General features: G+C 66.3%; 23 protein-coding genes. 16 read left to right on the forward strand and 7 right to left on the reverse strand.

Annotation, left to right across the window (positions count from 1 at the left end; all coding sequences use genetic code 11):
• Positions 1-32 precede the first annotated feature (32 nt).
• From KRR55_RS02090 to KRR55_RS02150, 13 genes are all read left to right on the forward strand, one after another.
• A complete protein-coding gene (locus KRR55_RS02090) occupies positions 33-1,154 on the forward strand; it encodes a histidinol-phosphate transaminase (RefSeq protein WP_217387374.1) in 1,122 nt (373 codons plus the stop codon).
• A 123-nt stretch (positions 1,155-1,277) separates the two neighbouring features.
• Positions 1,278-2,426 (forward strand): pyruvate dehydrogenase (acetyl-transferring) E1 component subunit alpha, encoded by a 1,149-nt coding sequence (gene pdhA, locus KRR55_RS02095; RefSeq protein ID WP_217387375.1) that lies wholly within the window; start codon positions 1,278-1,280, stop codon positions 2,424-2,426.
• Positions 2,423-3,403, forward strand: coding sequence for an alpha-ketoacid dehydrogenase subunit beta (locus KRR55_RS02100; protein WP_217387376.1), 981 nt, complete (start codon positions 2,423-2,425; stop codon positions 3,401-3,403). The genes pdhA and KRR55_RS02100 overlap by 4 nt, the downstream gene beginning before the upstream one ends.
• 62 nt (positions 3,404-3,465) lie before the next feature.
• Positions 3,466-4,896: a dihydrolipoamide acetyltransferase family protein gene (locus tag KRR55_RS02105; RefSeq protein ID WP_217387377.1), complete on the forward strand. Its 1,431-nt coding sequence runs from the start codon at positions 3,466-3,468 to the stop codon at positions 4,894-4,896.
• Positions 4,897-5,007: 111 nt separating this feature from the next.
• Positions 5,008-5,766 carry a hypothetical protein gene (locus tag KRR55_RS02110; protein WP_217387378.1) on the forward strand — a complete coding sequence of 253 codons (759 nt, stop codon included), beginning with the start codon at positions 5,008-5,010 and terminating at the stop codon, positions 5,764-5,766.
• A 331-nt stretch (positions 5,767-6,097) separates the two neighbouring features.
• Positions 6,098-6,913: a hypothetical protein gene (locus KRR55_RS02115; RefSeq protein ID WP_217387379.1), complete on the forward strand. Its 816-nt coding sequence runs from the start codon at positions 6,098-6,100 to the stop codon at positions 6,911-6,913.
• 1 nt (position 6,914) lies between these two features.
• A complete protein-coding gene (locus KRR55_RS02120) occupies positions 6,915-7,595 on the forward strand; it encodes a phosphoribosylanthranilate isomerase (RefSeq protein ID WP_254455744.1) in 681 nt (226 codons plus the stop codon).
• Positions 7,596-7,757: 162 nt separating this feature from the next.
• Positions 7,758-8,651, forward strand: coding sequence for a LysR substrate-binding domain-containing protein (locus tag KRR55_RS02125; RefSeq protein WP_336245014.1), 894 nt, complete (start codon positions 7,758-7,760; stop codon positions 8,649-8,651).
• Positions 8,648-9,748, forward strand: coding sequence for an enolase C-terminal domain-like protein (locus KRR55_RS02130; RefSeq protein WP_217387380.1), 1,101 nt, complete (start codon positions 8,648-8,650; stop codon positions 9,746-9,748). The genes KRR55_RS02125 and KRR55_RS02130 overlap by 4 nt, the downstream gene beginning before the upstream one ends.
• Before the next feature lie 33 nt (positions 9,749-9,781).
• Positions 9,782-10,060, forward strand: coding sequence for a muconolactone Delta-isomerase (catC, locus tag KRR55_RS02135; protein WP_217387381.1), 279 nt, complete (start codon positions 9,782-9,784; stop codon positions 10,058-10,060).
• A 323-nt stretch (positions 10,061-10,383) separates the two neighbouring features.
• Entirely contained in the window at positions 10,384-11,238 is an 855-nt protein-coding gene (catA, locus tag KRR55_RS02140) for a catechol 1,2-dioxygenase (RefSeq protein WP_217387382.1), read from the forward strand.
• 170 nt (positions 11,239-11,408) lie between these two features.
• Positions 11,409-11,969, forward strand: coding sequence for a flavin reductase family protein (locus KRR55_RS02145; RefSeq protein ID WP_217387383.1), 561 nt, complete (start codon positions 11,409-11,411; stop codon positions 11,967-11,969).
• Between the two features lie 79 nt (positions 11,970-12,048).
• Positions 12,049-12,237 (forward strand): hypothetical protein, encoded by a 189-nt coding sequence (locus tag KRR55_RS02150; RefSeq protein ID WP_217387384.1) that lies wholly within the window; start codon positions 12,049-12,051, stop codon positions 12,235-12,237.
• A gap of 180 nt (positions 12,238-12,417) precedes the next feature.
• On the opposite strand, the gene KRR55_RS02155 is transcribed toward KRR55_RS02150, so the two are convergent.
• The 7 genes from KRR55_RS02155 to benA form a co-directional block, all read right to left on the reverse strand.
• Positions 12,418-13,212, reverse strand: a complete 795-nt coding sequence (locus tag KRR55_RS02155) for an alpha/beta fold hydrolase (RefSeq protein ID WP_217387385.1) — start codon at positions 13,210-13,212, stop codon at positions 12,418-12,420.
• 38 nt (positions 13,213-13,250) lie between these two features.
• Positions 13,251-15,911, reverse strand: a complete 2,661-nt coding sequence (locus KRR55_RS02160) for a helix-turn-helix transcriptional regulator (RefSeq protein ID WP_217387386.1) — start codon at positions 15,909-15,911, stop codon at positions 13,251-13,253.
• A gap of 117 nt (positions 15,912-16,028) precedes the next feature.
• Positions 16,029-17,387: an MFS transporter gene (locus tag KRR55_RS02165; protein WP_336245015.1), complete on the reverse strand. Its 1,359-nt coding sequence runs from the start codon at positions 17,385-17,387 to the stop codon at positions 16,029-16,031.
• Positions 17,388-17,574: 187 nt separating this feature from the next.
• Positions 17,575-18,414 carry a 1,6-dihydroxycyclohexa-2,4-diene-1-carboxylate dehydrogenase gene (locus tag KRR55_RS02170; RefSeq protein WP_217387388.1) on the reverse strand — a complete coding sequence of 280 codons (840 nt, stop codon included), beginning with the start codon at positions 18,412-18,414 and terminating at the stop codon, positions 17,575-17,577.
• Entirely contained in the window at positions 18,411-19,961 is a 1,551-nt protein-coding gene (gene benC / locus KRR55_RS02175; RefSeq protein WP_217387389.1) for a benzoate 1,2-dioxygenase electron transfer component BenC, read from the reverse strand. The genes KRR55_RS02170 and benC overlap by 4 nt, the downstream gene beginning before the upstream one ends.
• Positions 19,962-20,081: 120 nt before the next feature.
• Positions 20,082-20,621, reverse strand: coding sequence for a benzoate 1,2-dioxygenase small subunit (benB, locus tag KRR55_RS02180; RefSeq protein ID WP_217387390.1), 540 nt, complete (start codon positions 20,619-20,621; stop codon positions 20,082-20,084).
• A complete protein-coding gene (gene benA / locus KRR55_RS02185) occupies positions 20,605-22,005 on the reverse strand; it encodes a benzoate 1,2-dioxygenase large subunit (RefSeq protein WP_217387391.1) in 1,401 nt (466 codons plus the stop codon). Before benA ends, benB begins: the two co-directional genes overlap by 17 nt.
• A gap of 298 nt (positions 22,006-22,303) precedes the next feature.
• Here benA and KRR55_RS02190 point away from each other — a divergent pair, with 298 nt between their 5' ends.
• The 3 genes from KRR55_RS02190 to KRR55_RS02200 all read left to right on the forward strand — a co-directional run bounded on the left by KRR55_RS02190 (position 22,304) and on the right by KRR55_RS02200 (position 25,317).
• A complete protein-coding gene (locus KRR55_RS02190) occupies positions 22,304-23,599 on the forward strand; it encodes a benzoate/H(+) symporter BenE family transporter (RefSeq protein ID WP_217387392.1) in 1,296 nt (431 codons plus the stop codon).
• A gap of 225 nt (positions 23,600-23,824) precedes the next feature.
• The gene (locus KRR55_RS02195; RefSeq protein ID WP_217387393.1) at positions 23,825-24,187 is read left to right on the forward strand and encodes an ArsR/SmtB family transcription factor; all 363 of its coding nucleotides are present in this window, start codon (positions 23,825-23,827) and stop codon (positions 24,185-24,187) included.
• Positions 24,184-25,317 (forward strand): cation diffusion facilitator family transporter, encoded by a 1,134-nt coding sequence (locus KRR55_RS02200; protein ID WP_217387394.1) that lies wholly within the window; start codon positions 24,184-24,186, stop codon positions 25,315-25,317. The genes KRR55_RS02195 and KRR55_RS02200 overlap by 4 nt, the downstream gene beginning before the upstream one ends.
• Positions 25,318-25,320: the final 3 nt, after the last annotated feature.

The following is a 25,320-nucleotide window of genomic DNA, read 5'->3' on the forward strand; positions in this document are numbered from 1 at the left end:
CTGCCGGCATCGCAACGGCTAAGCTTTGGGGCATGACCACCGAAAACCCAGCGCCCCTCGATCCGGTCCAGCCCCGCACCGTCATCGGCCGGATGCCGAAGTACGTTGCCGGCAAGCCGCCTCGGGAGATCCCGGGCCTGAACGCCTACAAGCTATCCTCGAACGAAACCCCGATGCCGCCGATCCCGGAGGTCATGGACGCGATTCGGGCCCAGCTCGATATCAATCGCTACCCCGATCCGCTGTCGACCAAGCTGCGCTCCGCGCTGGCGGAATTCCTTTCGGTCCCGGCCGAGGACATCGTTACCGGCGCCGGATCGCTCGGTGCCCTGACCCAGATCCTGGCCACCTTTGCGGGCCAGGACGACGACGGGGTCCAGGACGAAGTGATCTTCGCCTGGCGCTCCTTCGAGGCCTACCCGATCGTCGTTGAAACCTCCGGTGCACTGCCGGTGCAGATTCCGCTGCTCGAGGACGGGCGCCACGACCTGGACGCCATGGCCGCAGCGGTCAACGAACGCACCTCGGTGATCCTGCTCTGCACCCCGAACAATCCCACCGGTCCGGCACTGAGACGAGACGAGGTCGAAGCCTTCATCGCCAAGGTTCCCTCCAACGTGTTGATCGTCATCGACGAGGCCTACCAGGAATTCGTGCGCGACCCCCAGGCCGTCGACGGGATCGACACCTACCGCAACCACCCCAACGTGATGGTGCTTCGAACCTTCTCCAAGGCGCACGGGCTGGCAAACCTTCGCGTGGGGTACTCGGTATCGCACCCGGAAGTCACCAACAACATCCGCGTTGCCGCCACGATGTTCGCCGTTTCGTCCGTTGCCGAGGATGCAGCCGTGGCCTCGCTGGCCCACTACGACAAGGTTGTGGAAAGGGTACAAAAGATTGTCGATGAGCGTACCCGCGTGGTGGCCGGGCTCGAGGAGCTCAGATGGAAGATTCCGGCGGCCGAGGGCAACTTCGTTTGGCTGCCGTTGGGGGCCGATACCGCCGAATTCGTCGAGCTGGCTTCCGAACAAGCCTTGGCCGTGCGTGGGTTCGCCAGCGAGGGTGTCCGGGTGAGCATCGGCGAGGACGAGGCCAACACCCGCTTCCTCGAGCTTTGTCGGAACTATCCAAAAGGCTCGACGCTTTCCTAGGGACGGATAAGTCGTGATTTGCGGCTTTCCACCGCTAGGCTAGAACAGACAAAACCGCTATATGCCCCATGCGGAATCTATTCCGTGCGGGGCATATTTCATGTACGTAAGGACGCCCTCGGTATGACGAACACCGTGCACGAGCCCTCGGAGCAGGCGCTGATCCAGCTACTTACCCCCGAGGGGGAACGTCGATCGCACGCCGAGTACGACAGTTACATCCAGGACATCGACGCGGAAATGTTGCGTGGGTTCTACCGCGACATGGCACTTACCCGCCGTTTTGACCAGGAAGCCACCGCGCTGCAGCGCCAGGGCCAGCTGGCTCTGTGGGTTCCGCTTCGCGGGCAGGAAGCGGCTCAGATCGGTTCGGGCCGGGCCACCCGACCCAACGACTACATCTTCCCGACCTACCGCGAACACGGCGTCGCGCTGACCCGCAACGTCGACTTTCCGCAGATGCTGCGGATCTTCCGCGGCATCTCCAATGGCGGGTGGGACCCGCGGGAAAACAACTTCCACATGTACACCATGGTGCTCGCGGCCCAGATGCCGCATGCCACCGGCTACGCCATGGGAGTGCAGCGCGACCAGGCAGGCTGGGATGCCGAGCGCCTGGAGAAGGACGGCACCGCCGTCGTCGCGTACTTCGGGGACGGCTCCTCCACCGAGGGCGAGGTCCACGAATCCATGGTCTTTGCCGCCAGCTTCAATTCGCCGGTGGTCTTCTTCTGCCAGAACAACCAGTGGGCCATCTCCGTCCCGTTCCACGTGCAGTCCAAGGTTCCGCTGGCCGAGCGCGCCGCCGGCTACGGGTTCCCCGGGATCCGCGTTGACGGCAATGACGTCCTGGCCGTCCTGGCCGTGACCCGTTGGGCCCTGGAACGTGCCCGCCGCGGCGAGGGCCCGGTCTTGATTGAGGCCGTTACCTACCGCATGAGCGCACACACCACGGCGGATGACCCGACCAAGTACCGGATGAGCGCCGACGAGGAAGCCTGGCTCGAACGCGACCCGCTGCTGCGCCTGGAAAAGCACCTGAAGGACAACCAGCTCGCCGACGAGGTGTTCTTCAAGCAGGTTGCCGTCGACGGCGATGAGATGGCCACCCGCGTCCGCGAGGAAGCCTTGGCGTTCCCCGATCCGTCACTCGCCCAGTCCTTTGCCAATGTCTACGCCGAGGCGCACCCCTTGATCCAGGAAGAGCTCAAGTGGCACCTGGAATACGAGGCAGGATTCGCCGACACCACCGAGGAAGGGGCCACCCGATGAGCACCACCACGATGACCCTGGCCAAGGCCATCACCGCCGGACTCGACGCAGTCCTGGCCAATGATCCCAAGTCCCTGCTCATCGGCGAGGACATCGGACGCCTGGGCGGGGTCTACCGCGTCACCGACGGGCTGATCGACACCTATGGAGCCGACCGCGTGATCGACTCCCCGCTGGGCGAGGCCGGAATCATCGGCACGTCCATCGGCATGGCGATCCGCGGCTACTCGCCGATCGCCGAGATCCAGTTCGACGGCTTCGTCTTTCCGGCCTTCAACCAGATCACCACGCAGCTGGCCAAGATGCGCGCCCGCTCCGAGGGCCGCTTCGGCGCCCCGGTGGTCATCCGCATCCCCTACGGCGGTGGCATCGGCTCCATCGAGCACCACTCCGAATCCCCGGAGGCGCTCTTCGCGCACACCGCGGGCCTGCGCATCATGGCCCCGTCCAACGCGCACGACGCCTACTGGATGATCCAGCAGGCCGCAGCCTGCCAGGACCCGGTGATCTTCTTCGAACCCAAGCGCCGCTACTGGCTCAAGGGCGAGGTCGACACCGAGAACCCTGCCGCCGACGCCTTCAAGGCCCAGGTCATCCGTCCCGGCGAGGACGCCACCATCGTCACCTACGGCCCGCTGGTGCCGGTCGCGCTTGCGGCCGCCGAGGCGGCGCGCGAGGACGGCCGCTCGGTCGAGGTCATCGACCTGCGCTCGGTCTCGCCGATCGACTTCGACACCATCACCGAATCGGTGGAAAAGACCGGCAGGCTCATCGTCACCCACGAGGCGCCGACCTTCGGCGGCATCGGCGGGGAAATCGCCGCCCGAGTGGCCGAGCGCGCCTTCCTGTCGCTGGAGGCCCCGGTCATCCGCGTCGGCGGATTCCACATGCCCTACCCGGTGGCCAAGGTCGAGGAACAGTACCTGCCCGACATCGACAAGGTCCTCGAAGCACTCGATCGGTCCTTCGCCTACTAATTCAGTGGTGCGCACGCGCGCCACCGCACCGCTGCAGCATTGTTTCTTAAAGGAGTCAGACGATGAGCACCTTCAACCTTCCCGATGTCGGCGAAGGCCTCACCGAGGCCGAAATCGTCGGTTGGAAAGTCAAGCCCGGGGACACCGTGGTCGTCAACCAGGTCTTCGTGGAAATCGAGACCGCGAAGTCCCTGGTCGAGCTGCCCAGCCCCTATGCCGGAGTGGTCAAGGAACTGCATGCGGCCGAGGGCGAGACCCTGGCCGTGGGCTCGCCGCTGTTCAGCGTTGACGAGGTCGGTTCCCGGCCCGCCCCGATGGCCAATGTGCCCGAGGTGGCAGACATCGCCGAGGCCGACACCCCCGTCGCCAGCGAGGAACCGGGCCCACTGGTCGGCTCGGGCCCCAAGGCCGATGCCGTCAAGCGCCGCGCCCGCACCAACCGCCCCGCACCGACCCGGCCCGCCAAGGCCCCCGGGGTTCAGGGAAGCGCCCCGGCGATCCCGGCGGCGCTTGCCGACACGATTTCCCGCCGCGCCGCGGAACTCGGCCACGCCTCGACGCGCCTGACGGCCGCGGCCAAGCCCGCGGTGGCGGCTTTCGTGGACCGCGTCCTGGCCAAGCCGCCGGTGCGCAAGGTCGCCAAGGAACTCGGCGTGGACCTGGCCCAGGTCACCGGAACCGGCGGCCAGGGCGAAATCACCCGCGACGACGTCTTCTCCTATAAGGCCCAGCGCGAGGCCGAACGCGACGCGGCCCCGATGTTCTGGTCGGCCAAGGGCCAGGAAGTTGACGGCCGGGTGGTCCGCACCCCGGTGCGCGGCATCCGCAAGGCCACCGCCAAGGCCATGGTCGAGTCGGCCTTCACCGCCCCGCACGTGTCGATCTTCGTCGACGTGGATGCCTCGCGCACCATGGAATACGTGGCCCGGTTGAAGAAGAGCCGCGACTTCGAGGGCATCAAGGTCTCCCCGCTGCTGGTGCTGGCCAAGGCAGTCATCTGGGCCGCCGCGCGCAACCCCTCCGTCAACGCCTCCTGGGTGGAGACCGAGAACGGCGCGGAGATCCAGGTCAAGCACTTCATGAACCTGGGCATCGCCGCGGCCACCCCGCGCGGCCTGCTGGTCCCGAACATCAAGGAAGCGCAGGACCTGTCCATGCGCGAGCTGGCCATTGCCCTGAACGACCTGGCCGAGACGGCCCGCGCGGGCAAGACCTCCCCGGCGGACATGACCGGCGGGACGCTGACGGTGACCAACATCGGCGTGCTGGGGATCGACACCGGCACCCCGATCATCAACCCCGGCGAGGTGGCGATCGTTGCCTTCGGCACCATTCGGCAGAAGCCGTGGGTTGTCGACGGCCAGGTGGTCCCGCGCTGGATCACCACCCTGGGTGGCTCCTTCGACCACCGCGTGGTCGACGGCGACCTGTCGGCGCGCTTCATGGCGGATGTCGCCTCGATCATGCAGGAGCCGGCGCTGCTGCTGGATTGATCGTTATCCTTTCGTGATGCCCGGAGGGTAACCGGGCATCACGGGGCGGACATAAGACGGGTACTGGTACCTTCCGGCAAACCGCCGGAGTCAGAGCCCAAGGAGCACACCGTGAGGAACGCACCGAAACCGTCCACCATCTCCGCCCACCCACCCTTTCGCCGACGGCGCCTTTTGTTGGCCGCCATGGCCTGCGCCCTGCTGATCGGCGGCCCGGGGACCACCCCCGCATTCACCGCGCCCGGCCTTGCCGCTGCCCCCGGGACGTCGGCACCCATTGACACGTCGGATTGGCAGACCTTCGACAAGTACGGGATCGCCTTCGACTATCCTGCCGACTGGGAAATCCTGCCCTACACCTGCGACGGCTGCGAGGTCGATGACCCGCCGCTGCCGGAGGACGAGTACACGCCGTGGAACATCGTGGACGAGAACGGGGTGCGGGTGGCCCACGTGTTCCCGAACTTCGTGGGTGACACTGACGGGGACACCGGTTTGTACAAACGCACCGACCTGGACACGGCCGCGGTGGAAGGGATCGGCTATGAGCCGACCAGTATGGTCTTCGAACACGTGCGGATCGATTATTCGCAGGCACCCGTGGCGGGAACCGACCGGAGGGCGCAGCAGGCAAGGCTGATGCTTTCCTCGGATGCGAACCTGGCAACGCGTGACAAGCACCCCTTCCTTCCCGTCTTCCAGCCGCGGTCCGGGGCAACGACCTGGATCCAAACCACGCCGGAGTTCATGGAAACCGGCGGCATGGACAAGAACCATGTCACCAAGGGCAAAGCCAGGCAGTTCATGGACAGCGAGAACTACCGGACGATGAGGCAGGTCATGCTCTCAGTCCGGGCCAGCACCTTCTGAGTCCCGTCCCGCGTGTGCCTTCCGTCCGGGATCGTTGGGATTCCGGACGGAATCCGCCTAGCGCCGTCCGGGTTCGGCCCGGGGTCCGGTCTGGTGGACATGTCGGCGCGGTTCGCGGCCGGTGCCGCCTCGATTAGGCAGGATCCGGCACTGCTGATTAACTGGCATGCGTGTTGGTACTTCCGGGAAAAGTGGCCGGTGCCGGTGCCGGTGCCGCCCGTGACGCAACCGCCGCACCGGGCCCCGCATGCCTTGGCAAGCGCGCGCGGGATGGGGCACAGTGGGGAAGGTATCGATGTCCAAATTGGCACTCGCGCCCAGGAGATCACCGATGAGCAGTTACCCTGACGCAACCACGAGCGGCAAGCCGACGGCAATGGCCAGGGCGTTGGGCGTTGCGGCGCTGTCGGCAGTGCTGCTGCTGTCAGGCTGCGCCGACATCGCGCCCTGGGCGGCGGAAGAATCCAGCACCATCGAAACGACTCCCTTCGGCCCCCCGCAGGACCCCTCGAAGCTGCCCGCCGCGGGGGACAACGGCCGGTCGCCCGCGACCCCGTCCCCCGAACCTGCCCGCGAGATCGACACGGCGGGATGGAAGACCTTCGCCACCCAGTGGCTGAGCTTCAAGTACCCTCCCGACTGGCATATCGAGGAAGACGACTGCACCAACTGCAATGCCACGGCCAGGCCGCTGGCCGACCCGTTCACCAAATGGGACATCGAGAACGCGGACGGCAACGAGATCGCCGAGTTCCGTGCCGACTCGGCCACCGACACCGACGTGGACACTAGCACCTACAAGCGCACCGTGCTGGAATCCACGCCCGTGGAAGGAGGCTTCCTCGCCCCTGCCAAGGTGGTCTTCGAACACTTCGTCCTGGACACCCCGGGAAAGGCCCGGGAGCAGAAGGTGATGCTGATGCTCAACGACGCGGCAGCCACCGGGGCGAGAGACAAAAATCCCGCGTCGAGCTTCTTCCGGCCGAAGAAGGGCTTCGAGGCCCAGATGACAAGTTCCGATGACTTGGCAGAGGAACTGGGATTCCATGACGACCACGTGAGCCTCGCGGATGCCCGGAAGATCATGCAGAGCCGCGACTACCGCCTGCTGCGTGCAGTGATGCTCAGCATGCGCGTTCAGAAGTAGCATGGAGGGAAACGCCACCAACGAGCCGATGCGGAAGAACCGAGTGAATCACGAGCTGTACGTAAAGATCTGTGGACTTCGCACACCGGAGACCGTCGCGGCGGCCGTTGCCGCGGGCGCCAACGCGGTGGGCTTCGTTTTTGCCCCCGGCAGTCCGCGAACCGTCGAACCGGAACTCGTGAAGACGCTCGTCGCGCAGGTGCCGGAGCATGTCGAATCCGTCGGGGTCTTCCGCAACCAGCGGGTCGAGGACGTCATCGACCTCGCCCGCCGGGCGGGTGTCGGCACGGTGCAGCTGCACGGCGATGAACCGTACGCGGATCTCGAGGCGCTGACCGCACAGGGGTTTGCGACGCTGCGGGCCTTCTCAATCGACGGCTATCGCGCGCTGGACGACGCCGAACGAAAGCGCTGGGAAACCGGGCGGATCCTGCTTGACGCGGTCGAGCCGGGAGCAGGAGTCACCTTCGACGCCTCGGAGCTCGTGGCAGCGCCGCCTCCAGGACCCTGGATATTGGCCGGGGGACTGAACCCGGGGAATGTCGCGCACCTGGTGGGCACGCTGCGCCCGGCCGGGGTGGACGTCTCCTCGGGCGTCGAATCCAGCCGCGGAACGAAGGATGTCGGACTGATCGAGGCATTTGTCGCGGCTGCCCGTTCCCCCGAGACACCGACCACCTAGGCACCGCACTCCGTGTCCCGCGCCCCATCCGGGGGCCTTCGCGTCGAGCACCGATACTTATTAGGTCTGAATCCAGCTAGAACATGTATTTCCCATAAGTAATCTTTGCGTCCTAATCTGGCTGTGGAGCACATCGGTGCCCCATGACCGGAGGTGGACGACGTGGAAGTACGTCAGATGCGTTACTTCATTGCCGTGGCCGAGGAAAGACACTTCGGTCGTGCGGCCCAACGCCTGCACATGGCCCAGCCTCCGCTGTCCCAACAGATCAAGGCGCTCGAGGAGCAGCTGGGCACGCAGCTGTTGGTGCGCACCACGCGCAAGGTCGACCTCACCGCCGCCGGGGAATTGCTCCTGACCCGGTCGCGGCTCCTGCTGGCCGAGATCGACAAACTCGAACAAGACGTCAAGCTCGTGGGGCAGGGAGCCAGCGGCGTGCTGCGGGTCGGCGTCTCCGGCACGGCCACCTACCGGCTAATGCCCATGATCGTTCAGGCCGCCCGGGTCCACATGCCCGGCCTGCGTCTGAGCGTGCAGGGCGAGATGCTCACCCCCGAAATGGAAATCGCCCTGGAAGAGCAGCGGGTGGATGTTGCAGTGCTGCGCCCGCCCGTCCGGTCGAACCAACTGAGCCTGAAGTTCCTGGAGAAGGACGAACTGGTTGTGGCACTGCCCGAGGACCATGAGCTGGCCTCGCGCGGGCTGCTTGACCTCTCGGACCTGGCCGAGGAACCCTTTATCGCCTACCCGCTTTCCTCGGCGGTGAATGCCATTTCCACCGAGGCCTGCCGCGAGGCAGGCTTCAGTCCGCACATCGTCCAGGAAACCCAGGAAACCTCGACCCTGCTCTCGTTCGTCGCCGCCGGGATGGGCGTGGCCCTGGTTCCCACCGCCCGGCGCATGTTCGCGTTGCAGGGCATCGTCTTCCGCCAGCTGCGCAATGCGCCTGCGGTCGACCTTGCCGTTGCCTGGAAGACCGATAACGACTCAGCCCTGCTTAAAAAGTTCTTGGACCTCTTTGAAAGTCCAGCCCCCACGGAAGGAAACCCGGCGTGAAGATCCTGCGCATCGAAGCGATCCCCTACTCGATTCCCTATACCCACCCGCTCAAGTTCGCCAGCGGTCAGGTCACCGACGCCGAGCACGTGCTGGTGCGCATCCACTCGGACGAGGGACTGGTCGGCGAGGCCGACGCCCCGCCGCGCCCCTACACCTACGGCGAGACCCAGGCATCGATCATCACCATCATCGAGAACGTCTTCGCCCCGCAACTGATCGGGCTCGATCCATTCGACCGCGGCAAGGTCCACGAGGTGATGGCCCGGACCATCCACAACCAGGTGGCCAAGGGCGCTGTCGACATCGCGCTGTGGGACCTGATGGGCAAGGCGCTGGGGACCCCGGTGCACAAGCTGCTGGGCGGCTACACCGATTCGATGCGCGTCTCGCACATGCTCGGGTTCCGCCCGGCGCAGGAACTGCTCGACGAGGCGCTGCGCTTTGGCGAGGAGTACGGGATCACCACCTTCAAGCTGAAGGTCGGACGCCGCCCGCTGGCCCTGGACATCGAGGCCTGCCACGTGTTGCGCGCCGGACTCGGCGACGACGTGGAGCTCTACCTGGACGCCAACCGCGGCTGGACCGCCAACGAGGCAATGGAAGTCCTGCGCCGCACCGAGGGCCTGGGGCTGACGGCGCTGGAAGAACCCTGCGATGCGAAGGAAGCCATGAGCCGCCGCAGGCTCGTGGAGAAGTCCCCGATTCCCATCGTGGGCGACGAATCGGTGCCCACCGCCGGAGACGTCTCCCGCGAACTGCTCTCCGGGGGTTCGAACGCGATCTGCATCAAGACCGCCCGCAGCGGATTCACCGAGGCCACCGAGATCCTGGGCCTGTGCACCGGACTGGGCGTCGATGTGACCATGGGCAACCAGATCGACACGCAGGTCGGTTCGTTGGCCACCGTGACCTTCGGCGCCGCCCACGAGGCCACTACGCGCCGCGCCGGCGAGCTGTCCAACTTCCTGGACATGGCCGATGACCTGCTTGCCGAACCCATCCGCATCAACGGCGGCCTCATCTCGGTGCGCAACGTCCCCGGCGTCGGCGCTGGAATCGACGAAGACAAGCTCGCCCGCTACCGCCAGAACTAGCACCCACCAACCACGCCAAATCCAGGAGAAGACATGATATTCCTCGCCCGCATGGACGTAACCTTCCCGGCCCACCTGACCGAAGCACAGATCGCCGATTTCCAGGTTCGTGAGAAGGAATACTCGGGCCAGCTGCAGAGCAGCGGCAAGATGGCAGGTATCTGGCGCATCGTCGGCGAATACGCCAACCACTCGCTGTTCGACGTCGAGTCCAATGACGAGCTGCACCAGATCCTCAGCGGTTTCCCGATGTACCCGTACATGAAGATCAAGGTCACTCCGCTGGCCAAGCACCCGAACTCGATCCGCTAGGCGGATCGGCGGCAAGTTCGCCGCAAGAGCACGGCAAAGGTGGGTCGCGTCTTTCGACGCGGCCCACCTTTGGCATCGGGGGACTTATTGGCCAGTTAGCGGTCGAGCCGGCGAATTTGCCCGCCCAACGGAAACGTGGGTCCCGAACAACCAGGTACTTATATGCAGAAGCTCTGAATTGAAGCAAAAGAAGTATTTCCCTCTTCTCAATAACCGGCATAGATTGAGTGCATAGAAAGTCGCTGTGACAACAGTCACCGCATCATGTGATGTCGGACCAGCGCATCAACACCCCCTCCAACTGGAGATAGAAGGAGCAACTCGTGAGCACCGAAACCACCGCCAGCGCAGCCGCCTCAGGCAACGCAGCCACCGACCGTTTCCGTCAGTCCGGCAAGACTTCCGCCATCCAGGCAGACGTCGAGCGCGTCAACCTGCTGGCCAGTAAGCTGATCAAGGCCGCCAACGACATCGTCCTCGAAGAGCGCGTGAGCTACGACGAGTTCAATGCCCTGAAGGCTTGGCTGATCAAGGTCGGCGAAGACGGCGAATGGCCGCTGTTCCTGGACGTGTGGCTCGAGCACTCGGTCGAGGAAGTCGCCACCGATCACCGCGAGGGCAACAAGGGCTCCATCGAGGGCCCGTACTACATCCCGGAAGCGCCGGAGCAGAAGACCCCGGCAACCATCTCCATGCGTGAAGACGAGCAGGGCACCCCGCTGCTCTTCCAGGGCCAGGTCCGTTCCACCGACGGCAGCGCGCTGTCCAACGCCAAGATCGAACTGTGGCACGCCGACGAAGAGGGCTTCTACTCGCAGTTCGCCCCCAACATCCCGGAATGGAACCTGCGCGGTACCTTCATCGCGGACGAGGAGGGCAACTTCCAGATCAACACCATGCAGCCGGCCCCCTACCAGATCCCGACCGACGGCGCCTGCGGCCAGCTGATCGCCGCCGCCGGCTGGCACGCCTGGCGTCCGGCCCACCTGCACCTGAAGGTTTCGGCCCCGGGCCACGAACTGCTCACCGCCCAGCTGTACTTCCCGGGCGACGCACACAACGACGACGACATCGCGACCGCGGTGAAGCCGGAGCTGCTGCTCGAGATCCAGCCGGCCGCCGAGGGTGCCGGAGTGCAGACCACCTACGACTTCGTGCTTGACCCCGAAGCCAAGTAGGTCCTCACAAACCTCGTCACGGCGGGGCTCCCGATAGGCATGCGGGGGACCCCGCCGTTGTCGTACCACCGTACTTTCCGGGATGCCGCTCGCGGCGTCGCCCTCGGGTACCAAGACAACACCAAGGCCGCGTTCGCATCCCGGCAATTCCATGTGAAAGAGAAGCAGCAATGACCCAGGAAACCATGTTGAACTCGGTGGATGCGAGCCAACTGCGCAGCGCATTTGGCCAATTCACCACCGGCGTCACTGTGGTCACCACACAGGGGACAGACGGCAATCCCTACGGCGCCATGGTGACGGCGTTCGCCGCGGTGTCGTTGGACCCTCCACTGGCCCAAATCACCCTGACTCGCAGCTCCAGGGCCGCCAAGCACCTGGACGGGTCGTCCTTCGCCATCAACATCCTCTCTTCAGACCAGAAGGAGGTCGCCAAGCACTTCGCCGGCGAACCGATGGACAGCGAACCGGAATGGGTCCTCAACGGAAACGTCCCGGTGCTGCTGGGCAACGCAGCCACGCTGGAATGCCGGGCGTGGAACAACTACGACGGCGGCGACCACATCATCGTGGTTGGTGAGGTCAGCTCGCTGACGGTGGGGGACGCGGACCCGCTGCTCTTCCACGAGGGCGCGTTCCACCACATCGGTGAGCGGCTCGAGGACGGGCAGGATGACAGCTGGTTCGCCGGCGCCAAGTCCTTCCAGCCGTTTGTCCCGCAGCAACACTGAGCCTCGCCACCCACCGGCGCGGATCACCCACCCGTCAATCGATCAATCCATGCATTACTTGGCCACAAAGGAGCACACCATGTTTGTCCCAACACGGCGAAAGACCGCAGGAGAACGCCTGTCCGCGAACAGCTTGCGGGCCACCACCGACACCGTCCAGGAGCTGAACCACTGGGCCTGGACCGGCTGGATGCCCGAAGCCGAACACGACCTGTTCCAGCCCGGAGTGCAGTCCACCGAACACCACATTTCGCTGCTCGCCGCCTAGGCTTTCATCCCAAGCAGCACCGCCACACCCGAGGGGCCCATGACAGCAACGACGCTGACATGGGCCCCTCGAGGTTTCTGTTGCCGGCTCCCGCCGCACGCAGGGGCAAGGCAGGCGGGCCGAACGGGCATGCGGCGGAAAGGCCGAACCGGAGCCCACCACATGCCGCACCGCCGCAGCTCAACCGAGGCCGTGCAGAAACTCCACTGTGTCCGCAGCCACCCGCTCAGGGCATTCCCACAGGACGAGATGACCCGCGTCCGGATAGACCTTCAGGACCGAACCCGCGATGCGTGCGGCCAGCTCTTCCTCGTCCGCCAGTGAAAGCAGGTGGTCGCGCCCGCCCCAGAGGATCAGCGTGGGCGCATCAATGGTTCCCGATTCGGTGGGCGGCGTGGCCTCATACAGGCCAGCAAGGATGGCCCGCCATACGTGTGCGGGCATCCTGGTTCCGTCGTCCACGCGGTCGTCGATGAACCATGCCGGAACCTCGTGCAGCAGCGGAAACCAGGTGAGCGATTCCCGGACCCACGCCGCGCTGACCGGATCCACCAGGGCCTCGACCTCGTCCGCGAAGGCCGGCCGGCCGCGCAGGCTCAGCGGCGCCCCGACCAAGACCAGGGCCGCGACCCGCTCCGGGTGGCCCGCGGCCAGCGCCTGCGCCACATAGCCGCCGCTCGATGAACCCAGGACAAAAGCCCGGGGAACCTCGAGGGACTCGAGGACCGCGGCAACATCCGCGGACTGCTCCGCCAGCGTGTAGCCGTCCGCCGGCTTATCGGCATCGCCCTGGCCGCGCAGGTCGGGCGCATAGACCCTGAAGCCGGCAAGCAGGGGTGCCAGGCGGTCGAAGCATTCGAAGGATTCTCCCCACGCATGCAATAGCAGCAGCGGCCTGGCTTCCGCCGCGCCGTCGATGAAGCACGGCACCTCGATGCCCGTGGAGAGCCTGAGCTTCCTGACCTCGGATCCCATGGTTTCAGGTTACTCCCGGGACACAGGCCTGCCTATGCTCAGCGTTCGTTGTCCCGGTATCGTGCGGCGAGCTCGGTGCGGGACGTCACGCCGAGCTTCGCGTAGATCCGGGTCAGGTGGTACTGGACCGTCTTGGCCCCGATGAACAGCTCCTCGCCGGCCTTCTTGTTGCTGGCACCCGCGCAGACCAGGGAGGCCACCGCCTTTTCCTGGGAGGTGAGCGAGGACCAGTCGGCCGCGTCCCGGCGCGGGACACTGATGCCGGTGGCCTGCAGCTCGCGGTTGCACCGCTCGATGTAGATCGTTGCCCCCAGCTGGGTGTAGCCGGCCAGGGCACGGGTCAGGGGACCGGCGGATTCGCCGCGTTTCCCGGCGCGCCGCAGCGATTGCCCGTAGGCGTACTCGATGTTTGCCCGCAGCACCGGCAGCGTGAGTCCCTGCAACAGGGACAGTGCCTCCTCGAAGGCGTCTCGCGATCCCTCCAGGTCACCGTGCGAACCGAGCACCTGCCCGCGCACCACCAGGAAGCGTGCGATGGTCGAGCGGTGCTTCCGCCTGCGGGCAGCCGCCATGAGCGGATCCATGAATTCCAGGGCCTCGGCGAAGCGTTCCTTGCGCACCAAGGCATCGGCGTACATGTCGTGCCACGGCCAGAATCCCGGCTCGTCGATCCCGCGCGAGCGGTCCAGCCGCAACAGCGGCTCCAACGCCAGGAGGACCTCGTCGTAGTCGGAACGCGCCCGGGCCGCAGCCGCCCTGGCCATCCGATAGGGCACCTGCATCACCTCGTAGCTGCCGGTCCGGGCCCAGGCCTTGGCCAGATGGGCGTCGACATCTTCCTGTTCGCCGCGCATGGCGTGGATCTGCACCGCGGTGTAGTGCAGCAGCGGGCGAACCAGCTCGATGTCGGATCGTTCCTGAAGTGCGACGCCTGCCCGCACGGTTTCCAGTGCCTGGTCCCAGTCACCTGCCGAGTACTCTGCCCGTGCCAGCCAGGCCCTGGCCCACAGGGCGATCCGGTGGGAACCCTCGGTGTAGTCGGTGGAACTGGAAATCATGAGTTCGTGCCGGGCGAGCTCGACCTGGTCCCCGGCCACGTGCAGCCACCCCATGGCCATTTCGGCGCGTTGGCGCTGGGCGCCGGTGGGCAGGGTGGCGAGCATCCGGGCCAGGATCTTCTCGCCCTCGGGGCCTCGACCGAGCATGCCAAGCCCCAGCCCCTGGATGGCCGAGGATTCCACGGCGACGGGGCTTCCCTCGTCCGCCAGCTCCAGGGTCCGTTCCGCCCATTCAACGAGCTTGAAGCCATCCAGCCGGCCCAGCGAATCAAGGACCCGGCGCTGGGAAACGGTGGCCATGATCTCGGTCTGCCGGGCCTCCTCGGCACCGGTCCACGCCCGGGTTAGCCAACGGTCTGCGGTCAGCGCCTGTCCCTGGAGAATGGCAATGTATCCGGAGAGCAGGTCGCTTTCGGGGCTGGCGGCCAGGGAAGCCAATTCCTCGGAATAGGCCAGGGCGCGGGGCAGCTCGCCGGCCGCCACCGTCGCGTCGACGGCCTTGAGCAAGAGCGGCTCGCGGTCCGCCGCATTCGTGGCGAGGTGGGCCGCCCGGTGAAGGGCTGCCGCGGCGGAGGACCACTCTCCCTTGCCCGCCTGATTCTCGGCGAAGAGTTCCAACTGGTGCGACAGCGCGGGGTCGGAAAGCAGCGTGGCATCGGCGCGGTGGGCCAGGGAATCCCCCGCACAGTCGCCCAGAGAGGCGGCGGCGGCGTGTAGCGCCAGGCGCCGCGACAAGGGGACCAGATGGTAGACGGCCATGTGCTTGATATGCCCGGTGAACTGCAGTGAGAGGTTTCCGCCGCTGCCGGCCACCTCCACCAGGCCGGAGGTCACGCACTCTTCCACCAGGGGAAGGGGTTCGTCGACCTCGGCCAGGGCGACGACCATGTCCAATCTTGGCCCGGGGCCCAGGATGGCGGCGGCCTCAAGGAGGGACCGGGCAGGGATCGAGAGGGCGTCCAATCGCTCGGCAACTTCTGCGGTCACGGCCCGGGGCGCCGGGAACCGGCTGTTGAAGTGGTTCCAGGATTCCTCGGGGTTTTCCCGGATCAGTTCCAGGGCAGTGTGGATGTTGCCCTCGGTGTAGGCGGCCAACTGGTCAGCCGCGGCCGCGGAAAGTTCCACGCCAAGCCTGGAAACGGATATTTCCTTCAAGGCCGCGGCGGTTGGCGGGTCCAGTTCGATCGTGGTGCTGTGTGGCGCCTCCAGGAGTTCGCGGGCCCCCGGCGGCAGGAAGGCGGCTTCCTCCCGGCGGAGGGTGAGAATGATCAGCAGCTTCTCGGTGCGCAGCCGGCGCCAGGCAAACAGGAGTGCGGCCAGTGACTGAGCGTCGGTCCACTGCAGGTTTTCCAGCAGAAGGATTCCGCTCTGCTTGCCGGCGTTGCGGATGAAGGCGAGCAGGCGTTCGGGCAGTGCCACCTCGCCTGCGGCATCGGCTGGACCGAGCAATTCCTGCAGGGCGGATCCGGCCAAGTCCTTTTCCCACCTCGCCCCGGCGGAGGTCCACGAGGCGAGGTGCTTGTTGTTGTCCATGAAGCGCCGAACCAGGGTGCTTTTTCCACAGCCGGCCGGGCCGCTGACAACCACCAGCTGGGCGCTGCCGGACTCGGCCTGATGCAGCAGCCGTGTCAGGAGTGCCAATGTTCGTTGTTGATGCATGGATCCGCCGCAGCCAACCTTTCCGTGTATAAAGCGGGGGCCGCGCGAACATCGTTGTCCACGCGGCCCCCAGTGACCGGTTATGCACCGGGCCTATGGTTATTTAGCGATCTTGACCGGGGCCGAGGAGCTGGCAAGCAGCTGGGTCTCGGAGTTGCGCAGTGGTACAAAGGCGGTTACCAATGCACCAACGATAGCAACTGCGGCGAAGACGTAGAAGGCGACTTGGTTCTCCACGCCCGCGGCCATGAGCAGCCCGCCGATCAAGGGGCCGAAGATTCCGCCCAGACGGCCGAACCCGGCACACCAGGCAACCCCGGCGCCGCGGGCGGCGCTGTTGTAATAGTTGGAAACGAACCCGTAGATCAGCACCTGGGTGCCGATGGTTCCCACGCCTGCCACCGCAACCAGTGCGAGCAGGATGCCGAAGGGCAGCTGCATGGTCAGCAACACCATCGCCACCGCGGCGAGGAAGAACGTCGTGGAAACCACGCGCTTGGCGCCGATGCGGTCGGCACCGACGGAGGCGATCAACCCGCCGAAGACGGCTCCGGCATTGAGCACCAGCAGGAAGGCCAGCGAGTAGGACTTGCCGTAGCCGAACTGGGACATGATCTGCGGCAGCCAGGTATTCAGGCCGTAGGTCAGCATCAGGCCGGCGAAGCTCATCAGGCCCAGCAACAAGGTGGGCAGCGCGTACTTCCTGGAGGCCAGGGCGCGGAAACCGATCTTGGTGTCAACCGGTTCGGAGACCAGCACGTGGGCGCCCTGGGGTGCCGGAGCGGAGATCGGGACGCCGGTGCGGATCGAGACGCGCTGGGCTTCCTCGGTGCGGCCGCGGGCCATCAGCCACTCGGGGGACTCGGGCAGCTTTGCCAGCGCCATGGGCAGCAGGAAGAGCATGGGGGTTGCACCGATGAGGAAGAGTCCGCGCCAGCCCACGAGGTCCAGCAGGACGATGGCCAGCAGGGACGCCAGGACGCCGCCGACGGGCACTCCGGAGTAGACGATGGCGTTGTAGTAGTTGCGCTTGCCCTTGGGGGCGAACTCGGCCACGACAGCACCGGCGGTGGCCACCAGTGCGCCGACGCCGAGCCCGGTGAAGAAGCGAAGGGCGCCGAAGGCGATGACGTTCGGGGCCAGGGCGGTCAGGCCCATGCCGATGGAGAACCAGAGGATGCCGGTGATCATGATCTTCCGGCGGCCGAGGTAGTCCCCGACGGCGCCGGTGACCAGTGCACCGACCATGACCCCGAACAGGGCCCAGCTGCCCAGCACGCCGGCGGTGGCGGGGCCGATTTCGCCCAGCTGGGTGGGGTCGTTGAGCAGGGTGGAAACGACGGTTCCGTAGACGACCAGGTCGTATCCGTCGAAGATCAGGGCGATGGCGGCGATGGCCACCACCCAGCGGACGGTGCTTTGTTGTTTCTTGGTGGCGCTTGCTTCCGGTGATTTCACGATTTGCTCCATATGCTTATGGGCCCCGGGCGCACGTCGATGTGCGGGTATTCGGGGCACGGACTAGTACCGCTGCCTGTGGCCGCGGGGTGGAAGCCGTGACCCGAGGGGTACTCGGGCGGCGGGCCGTGGAGAGCACGCAGGCGGCGGGGATACCGCCGCCTGCATGCAATTTGAAGGTACTTCTCTAGCCGAGGTCCCCTCCGGCCACTGCAAGGGTGCTGCCGGTGATGTAGGACGCCTCGTCGGAAGCCAGGAACACAATGGGTCCGGCCTGCTCGTCGAGGGTGCCGTAGCGTTTCATCAGGGTGGAATCGATGGTCTGGTCAACAATTTGCTGGTACCAGGCCTTCTCCTGCTCGCCCTCGGGGGCAGGGCCCCGCTTGACTTGGCGTTCGGGGGCCTCGGTTCCGCCCGGGGCGGTGGCCACCACGCGGATTCCGTGGGCAGCCCCTTCCATGGCGAGGGCCGAGGTGATGGCCTTGACCCCGCCCTTGGCTCCGGCGTACGGGACGCGGTTGAGTCCGCGGGTGGCGACCGAGGAAACGTTCACGATGGTTCCGGATCCGGCCTTGACCATTTCCGGGAACGCCGCGCGGCACATCCACAGGGTCGGGAAGAGCGAACGCTGGATTTCCTTCTGGATTTCTTCCGGCGCGTAGTGCTCGAACGGCTTGGCCCAGATGGTCCCGCCGACATTGTTGATGAGCACATCGATCCGGCCGTATTCGGCGACCGCGGCAGTGACCGCCGACAGCGCGCCCTCGAAGGTCTCGAGGTCGGCGGTGACGCTCAGGGTCTTGACACCCTGGGCCCGCAGGCCCCCGGCGACGTCATGCACCAGCGGCGAGCGGTCGACCAGAACCAGTTCCGCGCCCTCGGCGGCAATGCGCCGGGCCACTGCCCAGCCAATGCCCTGGGCGGCACCGGTGATGAGCACGACCTTGGAGGCGAAACGGCCCGCGTGGAAGGACTCGGGCAGTGGTGCCGCGGCGGCCTCGTTCACCGCCTGGTTGTCGGCGCTCATTTGGACGCGCGCGACGCGGCGGCCATGGTGGCCTTGGCGTGCTCGTTGTGGGCCATGATGGCCGTGCGGGCGGCTGCCAGGTCCTGGTTCTCAAAGGCGGCGACGATTGCCAGGTGGTCGGCGTCGACGGCGCCGTCGATCCAGTGCTCCTGGCGCAGTACCTTGGCCATGGTCGCGGGGACCTCCAGGCGGTTGTACGCCTGCAGCAGGTGTTCGTTGCCGACGCAGCTGAACAGGAACTGGTGGAAGGCCTCGTTGGTGACGGTGAATTCCGCGGCGTCCACGAACTTCTCTCCCGACAGGGTCTTGCCGGCAAGCTCGGCCAGGACCTTGAATTCGGCCAACTGCTCGGGGGTCAGCTTGCCCATGGTCAGTTCAACGATGGCCAGTTCCAGGGCCATGCGCGCGTCGAACTGCGCCTGAAAGGTTGCGTGCTCTTCGCCGATTTCGTACGCCGGCTGGGCAACCGGGGTCTCTGCGGCTTCCTTCGCCGGTGCTTCGGCAACCGGTGCCTCCGGCGCTGCTGCTGCATCGGGGGTGACGGCCAGTGCGAACTTCTCGAAGTAGAAGTTCTGCGGCTTGATGCCCTCGGCCTCCAGGTGGCGGCGGACGCCCTCGACCATCGGCGGGGGGCCGCAGAGGTAGATGTCGACGTCGCCCTCGACCAGGTGGTGCGGCTCGAAGTGGTTGGTGACGTAGCCCTTCTTTTCCGAGCTGCTGGCCGGGTCGCCCACGACGGTGTCGAAGGTGAAGCCGTCGATGCGCGACTTGTAGTCCTCGAGCACGTCGATCTCGACCAGGTCGGTGTCGGTGTTGACGCCGTAGATCAGGTGGACGGGGTGGGGGTTCTGCATGCCGGAAAGCTTTTCAAGGATGGCCAGCAGCGGCGCCAGGCCGGTGCCGCCGGCCAGCAGCAGCGAGGTGCGCTTGGGGTCGCGCAGGAAGAAGCTGCCCATCGGGCCGGTGAAGTTGAGCTGGTCCCCGACCTGCGCCACGTCGCGCATGTAGGTGGACATCAATCCACCATCGGTGATGCGGATCAGGAAGGAAAGGGTGGAGACCTCCGGGCCGGAGCTGAAGGAGTACGAACGCGTCTGGCCGCCCGAGCCGGGAACCTCGATGTTCACGTACTGGCCGGGCAGGAAGGAGAGGTCGTCGCGGTTCTCGATCTCGAGGCTGAAGGCGTAGGTGCTCTCGGAGATGCGGCGGATCTCTGTCAGCGTCGAGGAGTAGGTGGTGGCCGCGGTCTTGGCGACATCCGAGGTCGTGGGGATCTGCAGCACGAGGTCGGATTCGGGGACCATCTGGCAGGGGAGGCAGAAACCCTTTTCCGCCTCGTCGTCGGTCAGGGCCTCCTCGATGTAGTCGCCGCCGTCGAACTTGCCGGACTCACAGAACGCCTTGCAGGTGCCGCAAGCGCCATCGCGGCAGTCCAGCGGGATATTGATCCGTGCCTTGTAGGAGGCATCGGCGACGGTTTCGCGGGGTCCAACTTTAATAAACCGGGTAATACCGTCCTCGAAGGCGAGGGCAACCTGATAGGTCATGAGGGGACTCTTTTCAAAATAGTGCAGGGTGGTGCGGCAAGAGGTGCAAGGTGGTGGTGCGGGGGCGAGTCAACGCCCCCGCACGCCAGTCTCCGGGGCCGGGAGGGGGCCCGTGCGGGACTAGATGTGGTAGATGTCGACCACGTGGTGGATGTAGTCGTTCTTCAGGACTACCTTCTTGGCCATGATGACCGGCTGGGTGCCGGAGTAGTCGATGGTGTAGTACGAGGTGCCGAAGTAGGTGTCGACGTTCTGGTAGCGGTAGTAGAGCGTGAACCAGTTGAAGCGCACGTCGACCTTGTCGCCATCGACGGACACGATCTCCACGTTGGTGATGTTGTGACCGGTGCGCGGCTCCGGCAGGCTGGTGGCGCTGGAGCGGTCGGTCTTGATGCGGAAGACGCGGTCTTCCAGGCCACCGCGGTTTCCGTAGAAGATCAGCGAGATCTCGCGCTGCGGATCCTCGGTGAGCTTGTCATCGTCGGCCCAGGCCGGCATCCAGAAGGTGGCCTCGGGGTGGTAGCAGTCGATCCAGCGATCGAAGTCGCGGTCGTCGAGGAAACGGGCTTCGCGGTAGAGGAACTGCGCGATGTCCTCCAGCTTGACCTCACCGGCGCCGGTCTGGATCTTGGTAATGATGGCGTTAGTGGTTGCAGTCATGGTGGTTCCCCTGTTCGGTGGTGCCGGTGGTGGTGGAGGCGGCCTCGGCGGCGACGGCCTTGCGCATCGTGTCGAGCCAGTAGCCGTGCTGGATCGGGTACAGGCCCTCGTCCTCGGTGCGGGCGCCGGAGGAAATCGGCTCCAGGCCGATCTTCTTGGCGTTCTCGTCGGCACCGGTGATCTGGTGCGCCTGTCCGCGGGAGAGGTCGTTCCACTTGGCGGCGGTGGCCAGGTAGGTCTTCTGGCAGGAACGGAATTCCTCCAGGTCATCCGGGGTGGCCATGCCCGAGGCGTTGAAGAAGTCCTCGTACTGGCGGATGCGGTTGGCGCGGGCCTCGTCGGATTCGCCGACCGGGGCGATGCAGTAGATGGTGACCTCGGTCTTGTCCACTGCCACCGGGCGGAAGACGCGGATCTGCGAGGAGAACTGGTCCATCAGGTACACGTTCGGGTACAGGCACAGGTTGCGCGAGACACCGATCATCCAGTCGGCCTTGGCCTCGCCGTGGGCGGCAACGAGTTCGTCGCGCTTCTCGGCCAGCGGGCGGTTGGCCGGGTCCAGCCACTCGGTCCACAGCAGCAGGTGGCCGTTCTCGAAGGAGTAGTAGCCGCCTTCCTGCTTGTCCCAGCCGCCGGCATCCATGGTCTTGGTGTCGTTGGTGGACTCGCCGGCGCTGCGGCGGGCCTGGGTGGCGGCGTAGTTCCAGTGGGTGGCAGAGACGTGGTAGCCGTCGGCGCCGTTTTCCGCCTGGAGCTTCCAGTTGCCGTCGTAGGTGTAGGTCGAGGAGCCGCGCAGGACCTCGAGGCCCTCGGGGGACTGGTCCACGATCATGTCGATGATCTTGGTGGATTCACCCAGGTGCTCGGTCAGCGGCTTGACGTCCGCGTTCAGCGAGCCGAAGAGGAAGCCGCGGTAGGACTCGAAGCGGGCGACCTTGGTCAGGTCGTGCGAGCCGTCCTTGTTGAAGCCCTCCGGGTAGCCGGCGCCGCGGGAGTCCTTGACCTTGAGCAGCTTGCCGGAGTTGTTGAAGGTCCAGCCGTGGAACGGGCAGGTGAACGTGGTCCGGTTATCGGTCTTGCGGCGGCAGAGCATGGCACCGCGGTGGCTGCACGCGTTGATGAGGGCGTTGAGCACGCCTTCCTTGTTGCGCGAGATCACGATCGGCTGGCGGCCGATGTTCGTGGTGAAGTAGTCGCCGATGTTCGGGATCTGGGATTCGTGGGCCAGGTAGATCCAGTTGCCCTCCCAGATGTGCTTCATCTCGAGCTCGAAGGTCTCTTCGTCGGTGAAGATATTTCGGTTGGCGCGGAATTCGCCGGTCTCCGGGCTGTCGACGAGTGCATCATCAAGCAGGGCCGAGACGGTGTTAAGTGTTTCTGTCATGGAGTGCTCCATCCTTCGTAGCGGGCGCTGGCGCCCTGGTCCACCCGGTGGGTGGCGAAACCATGAGATACACCGTGTCAGTATGTGCGTGACCTCACACTGGGCATATGCCTAGGCTTGACCAAGGGTGGTGCCTATTGAGTGGATTGCGATATCAATCACAAAGATCTTGATATTTGTCTACGGCGCGCCCGCGCCGTAGCGTTGGGCCCCAAATGGTTCTCCCCGGTCCTGGCCGTCTGCCGCCCGCGGAATCCGTGCCGTTACCCTCCATCCGAAAGGCGGCACCATCGTGCCCGTGAGCAATCAAGCCGGAGCGGGGGGCAGGGGTCCTCGCACCAGACTTCCGGGGGTCCTGGGCGATGTCTCGGTCAGCGCCGTGTGCGCCGGATTCATCGCCGTGGCGGTGTCCTACGCCGGTCCCATGCTGGTCATCCTCCAGGCCGCCGAAAGGGCGGGGCTTGACCCGGCCCGAACGGCCTCCTGGGTGTGGGCGGTGTCCGTCGGCAGCGGGATCGTGGGCCTGCTCCTGAGCCTGTTCACGCGCCAGCCCGTGGTGGTGGCCTGGTCGGTGCCCGGCGCGGCGCTGCTGCTCACGGTGCTGGGCGACTACGGGTTTTCCGAGGCCATCGGCGCGTACATCGTGGCCGGGCTGCTGGGCCTGGTGCTGAGCCTTAGCGGCCTCTTTGGCAAGCTGCTTGCGGCAGTCCCGCGCCCGATCCTGGCCGCCGTCCTGGCAGGGGTGCTGCTGCCCTTCGTCCTGAACGTCACCCAGGCCGTGCTGGTCTCGCCGGTGGTTGCCGGGGGACTGGTTGTGGCCTACTTCGTCGGCCGGCGCCTATTCCCCAAGTACGCGGTGCCTGCCGCCCTGGTGGCCGGAGTCCTGCTGTCGGTGATTGCCGGCCAGGCCCAGAGCCCCGATCTCTCCCTCGCGCTGACCGTTCCGGTGTTCACCGTGCCCACCTTCTCGATCCAGGCCATCATGGGCATCTCCGTCCCGCTGCTGATCGTGACCATGGCCGGGCAGAACGGCCCGGGGCTGGTCATGATGCGCACCAGCGGCTACGAGCCCAACGACAGGTTGCTGCTCAGTGGCACGTGCGTCGCCAGCGTGCTCTTCGCCCCGTTCGGTTCGCACGCCATCAACCTCGCGGCCATCACCGCCGGCATCTGCTGCGGCCGCGAGGCCCACGAGGACCCGGCCAAGCGCTACATCGCCGGGGCCGCCGGCGGCGTGTTCTTCATTGGCTTCGGGCTGTTCAGCGCCACGATCCTTGACCTGTTCGCGGCGGTTCCCGGCGAGCTGATCACGGCCATGGCCGGGGTTGCACTGCTCGGTGCGCTGCAGGGCTCGCTGCTGGACATGCTCGATGCGGGCAGGCACGGCCCCTCGGCCATCGAGGCGGCGGTTGTCACCCTGATCGTCACTGCCTCGGGCATTGCGCCGCTGGGCATCGTTTCCCCGTTCTGGGGCGTGCTGGCCGGCGCCGCGGTGTACCTGTTGCTCACCGTGGCCCGGGGCCGGCGGCGCGCGAGGCCCGCCGCCGGCCGCTCCCTGCCGGCGGTCATTCCGGCCGGCGAGGCCAGGAAGTAGTAGCCCGCTCCTGCGGCTATTGCCGCATGGGGCGCGCACCGCGAAGCGCAGCACCAGCGCCACCACGAGCACGTCGTCGGCGTAGCCGATCACCCGTATGAAATCCGGGGACCAGGTCGATCGGCGAGGCCGGGTAGGCGCAAGGCGTCGCCTCCGTCCGACCGTGCCCGGGTTCCTGCATGCGCTGCCCTTGATGCCGCCGCCACGCTGTGCAACTATGTGCGTATGAATGCAGATAGCAAGGGATGCTCCCTGAACGCCGACAGCCAGTACGTCGAGCTCGCGGTGGAGGTCTTCTCCATGCTTGCCGATGCATCCCGCGTGCGGATCATCCTGGCCCTGCGGGACGGGGAGCTGGCCGTCGGTGCACTGGCCGAGCTGCTGGGCAAGAGTCCGGCATCGGTTTCGCAGCACCTCGCCAAGATGCGCCTGGCCCGCATGGTGGCCACCCGGCAGGAGGGCACCAAGGTGCTGTACCGGCTCGAAAACGAGCACGCCCGCCAGCTGGTCGTCGACGCGATCCACCAGGCAGAGCATGCGCTGGGCGGCACCCCCGCGCACCACGCACGCAGGCGGGAAGCCTCATGAGCGCCGGCGTGGAACCCGGGCCGCACGGACACGACCACGTCCACGAGGCGCGAGCGCACGACGACGGGCCCGAAGTCCACGACCACCCCCACGACCACGGAGACGGCCATGGCCCCGGCGGGCACGGGGACCACCAGCACCACTCCGGGTTCAAGGGATGGCTTGTGGAACTGTTCGTCCCGCACACCCACGATTCCGCCGACTCCATCGACGACGCCATGGAATCAAGCGTGCAGGGCATTCGCGCGCTGAAGATCAGCCTGTTCATCCTGCTCGGCACGACCATCGCGCAATTCGCCGTGGTGGCCATCAGCGGGTCGGTCGCCCTGCTCGCGGACACCATCCACAACTTCTCCGATGCGCTCACCGCCGTGCCGCTGTGGATCGCCTTCGTGCTCGGGCGCCGCGCCGCCAACCGCCGCTACACCTTCGGCTACGGGCGGGCCGAGGACCTGGCCGGGCTGTTCATCGTCATGGTCGTCGCGCTCTCGGCAGTCGTCGCAGCCTGGCAATCCATCGACCGGCTGATCCACCCCCAGCCGCTGGCGCACCTGGGCTGGGTGCTGGCCGCCGGGATCATTGGCTTCATCGGCAACGAGGCCGTGGCCATGTACCGCATCAGGATCGGGCGCAAGATCGGCTCGGCCGCCCTGGTGGCGGACGGGGTGCATGCCCGCACCGACGGGTTCACCTCGCTGGCCGTGGTCCTGGGCGCGATCGGCGCCATGCTCGGGTTCCCGCTGGCCGACCCCATCGTCGGCCTGCTGATCTCCGCCGCCATCATGGTGCTGCTCTTCGGCACGGTGCGCAGCATCGGGCGCCGGCTCATGGACGGCATCGAACCCGATCTGCTGGCCAGGGCGGAGGAGGCTTTCGCCTCCGTGCCCGGGATCCTGCAGACCCCGCGGATCCAGCTGCGCTGGGTGGGCCACCGCCTGCACTGCACGGCGACGGTCGTGGTGAACGACGCCGCGCTCACCGCGGTTCAGGACACCGTCCGGGAGGCGAAGCTGTGCGTGGCCCGCGCGCTGCCCAAGCTCGATGACATCCTCATCCAGGCAGTCGCGGGCCAGCCGGCCCCGGCCGCGGAATCCGCCGACCCCGTCCTGGCGCGCGAAACCGGGTCCTGAAGC

Source organism: Paeniglutamicibacter quisquiliarum, from assembly GCF_019084045.1.
GTDB classification, from domain to species: Bacteria; Actinomycetota; Actinomycetes; order Actinomycetales; family Micrococcaceae; genus Paeniglutamicibacter; species Paeniglutamicibacter quisquiliarum.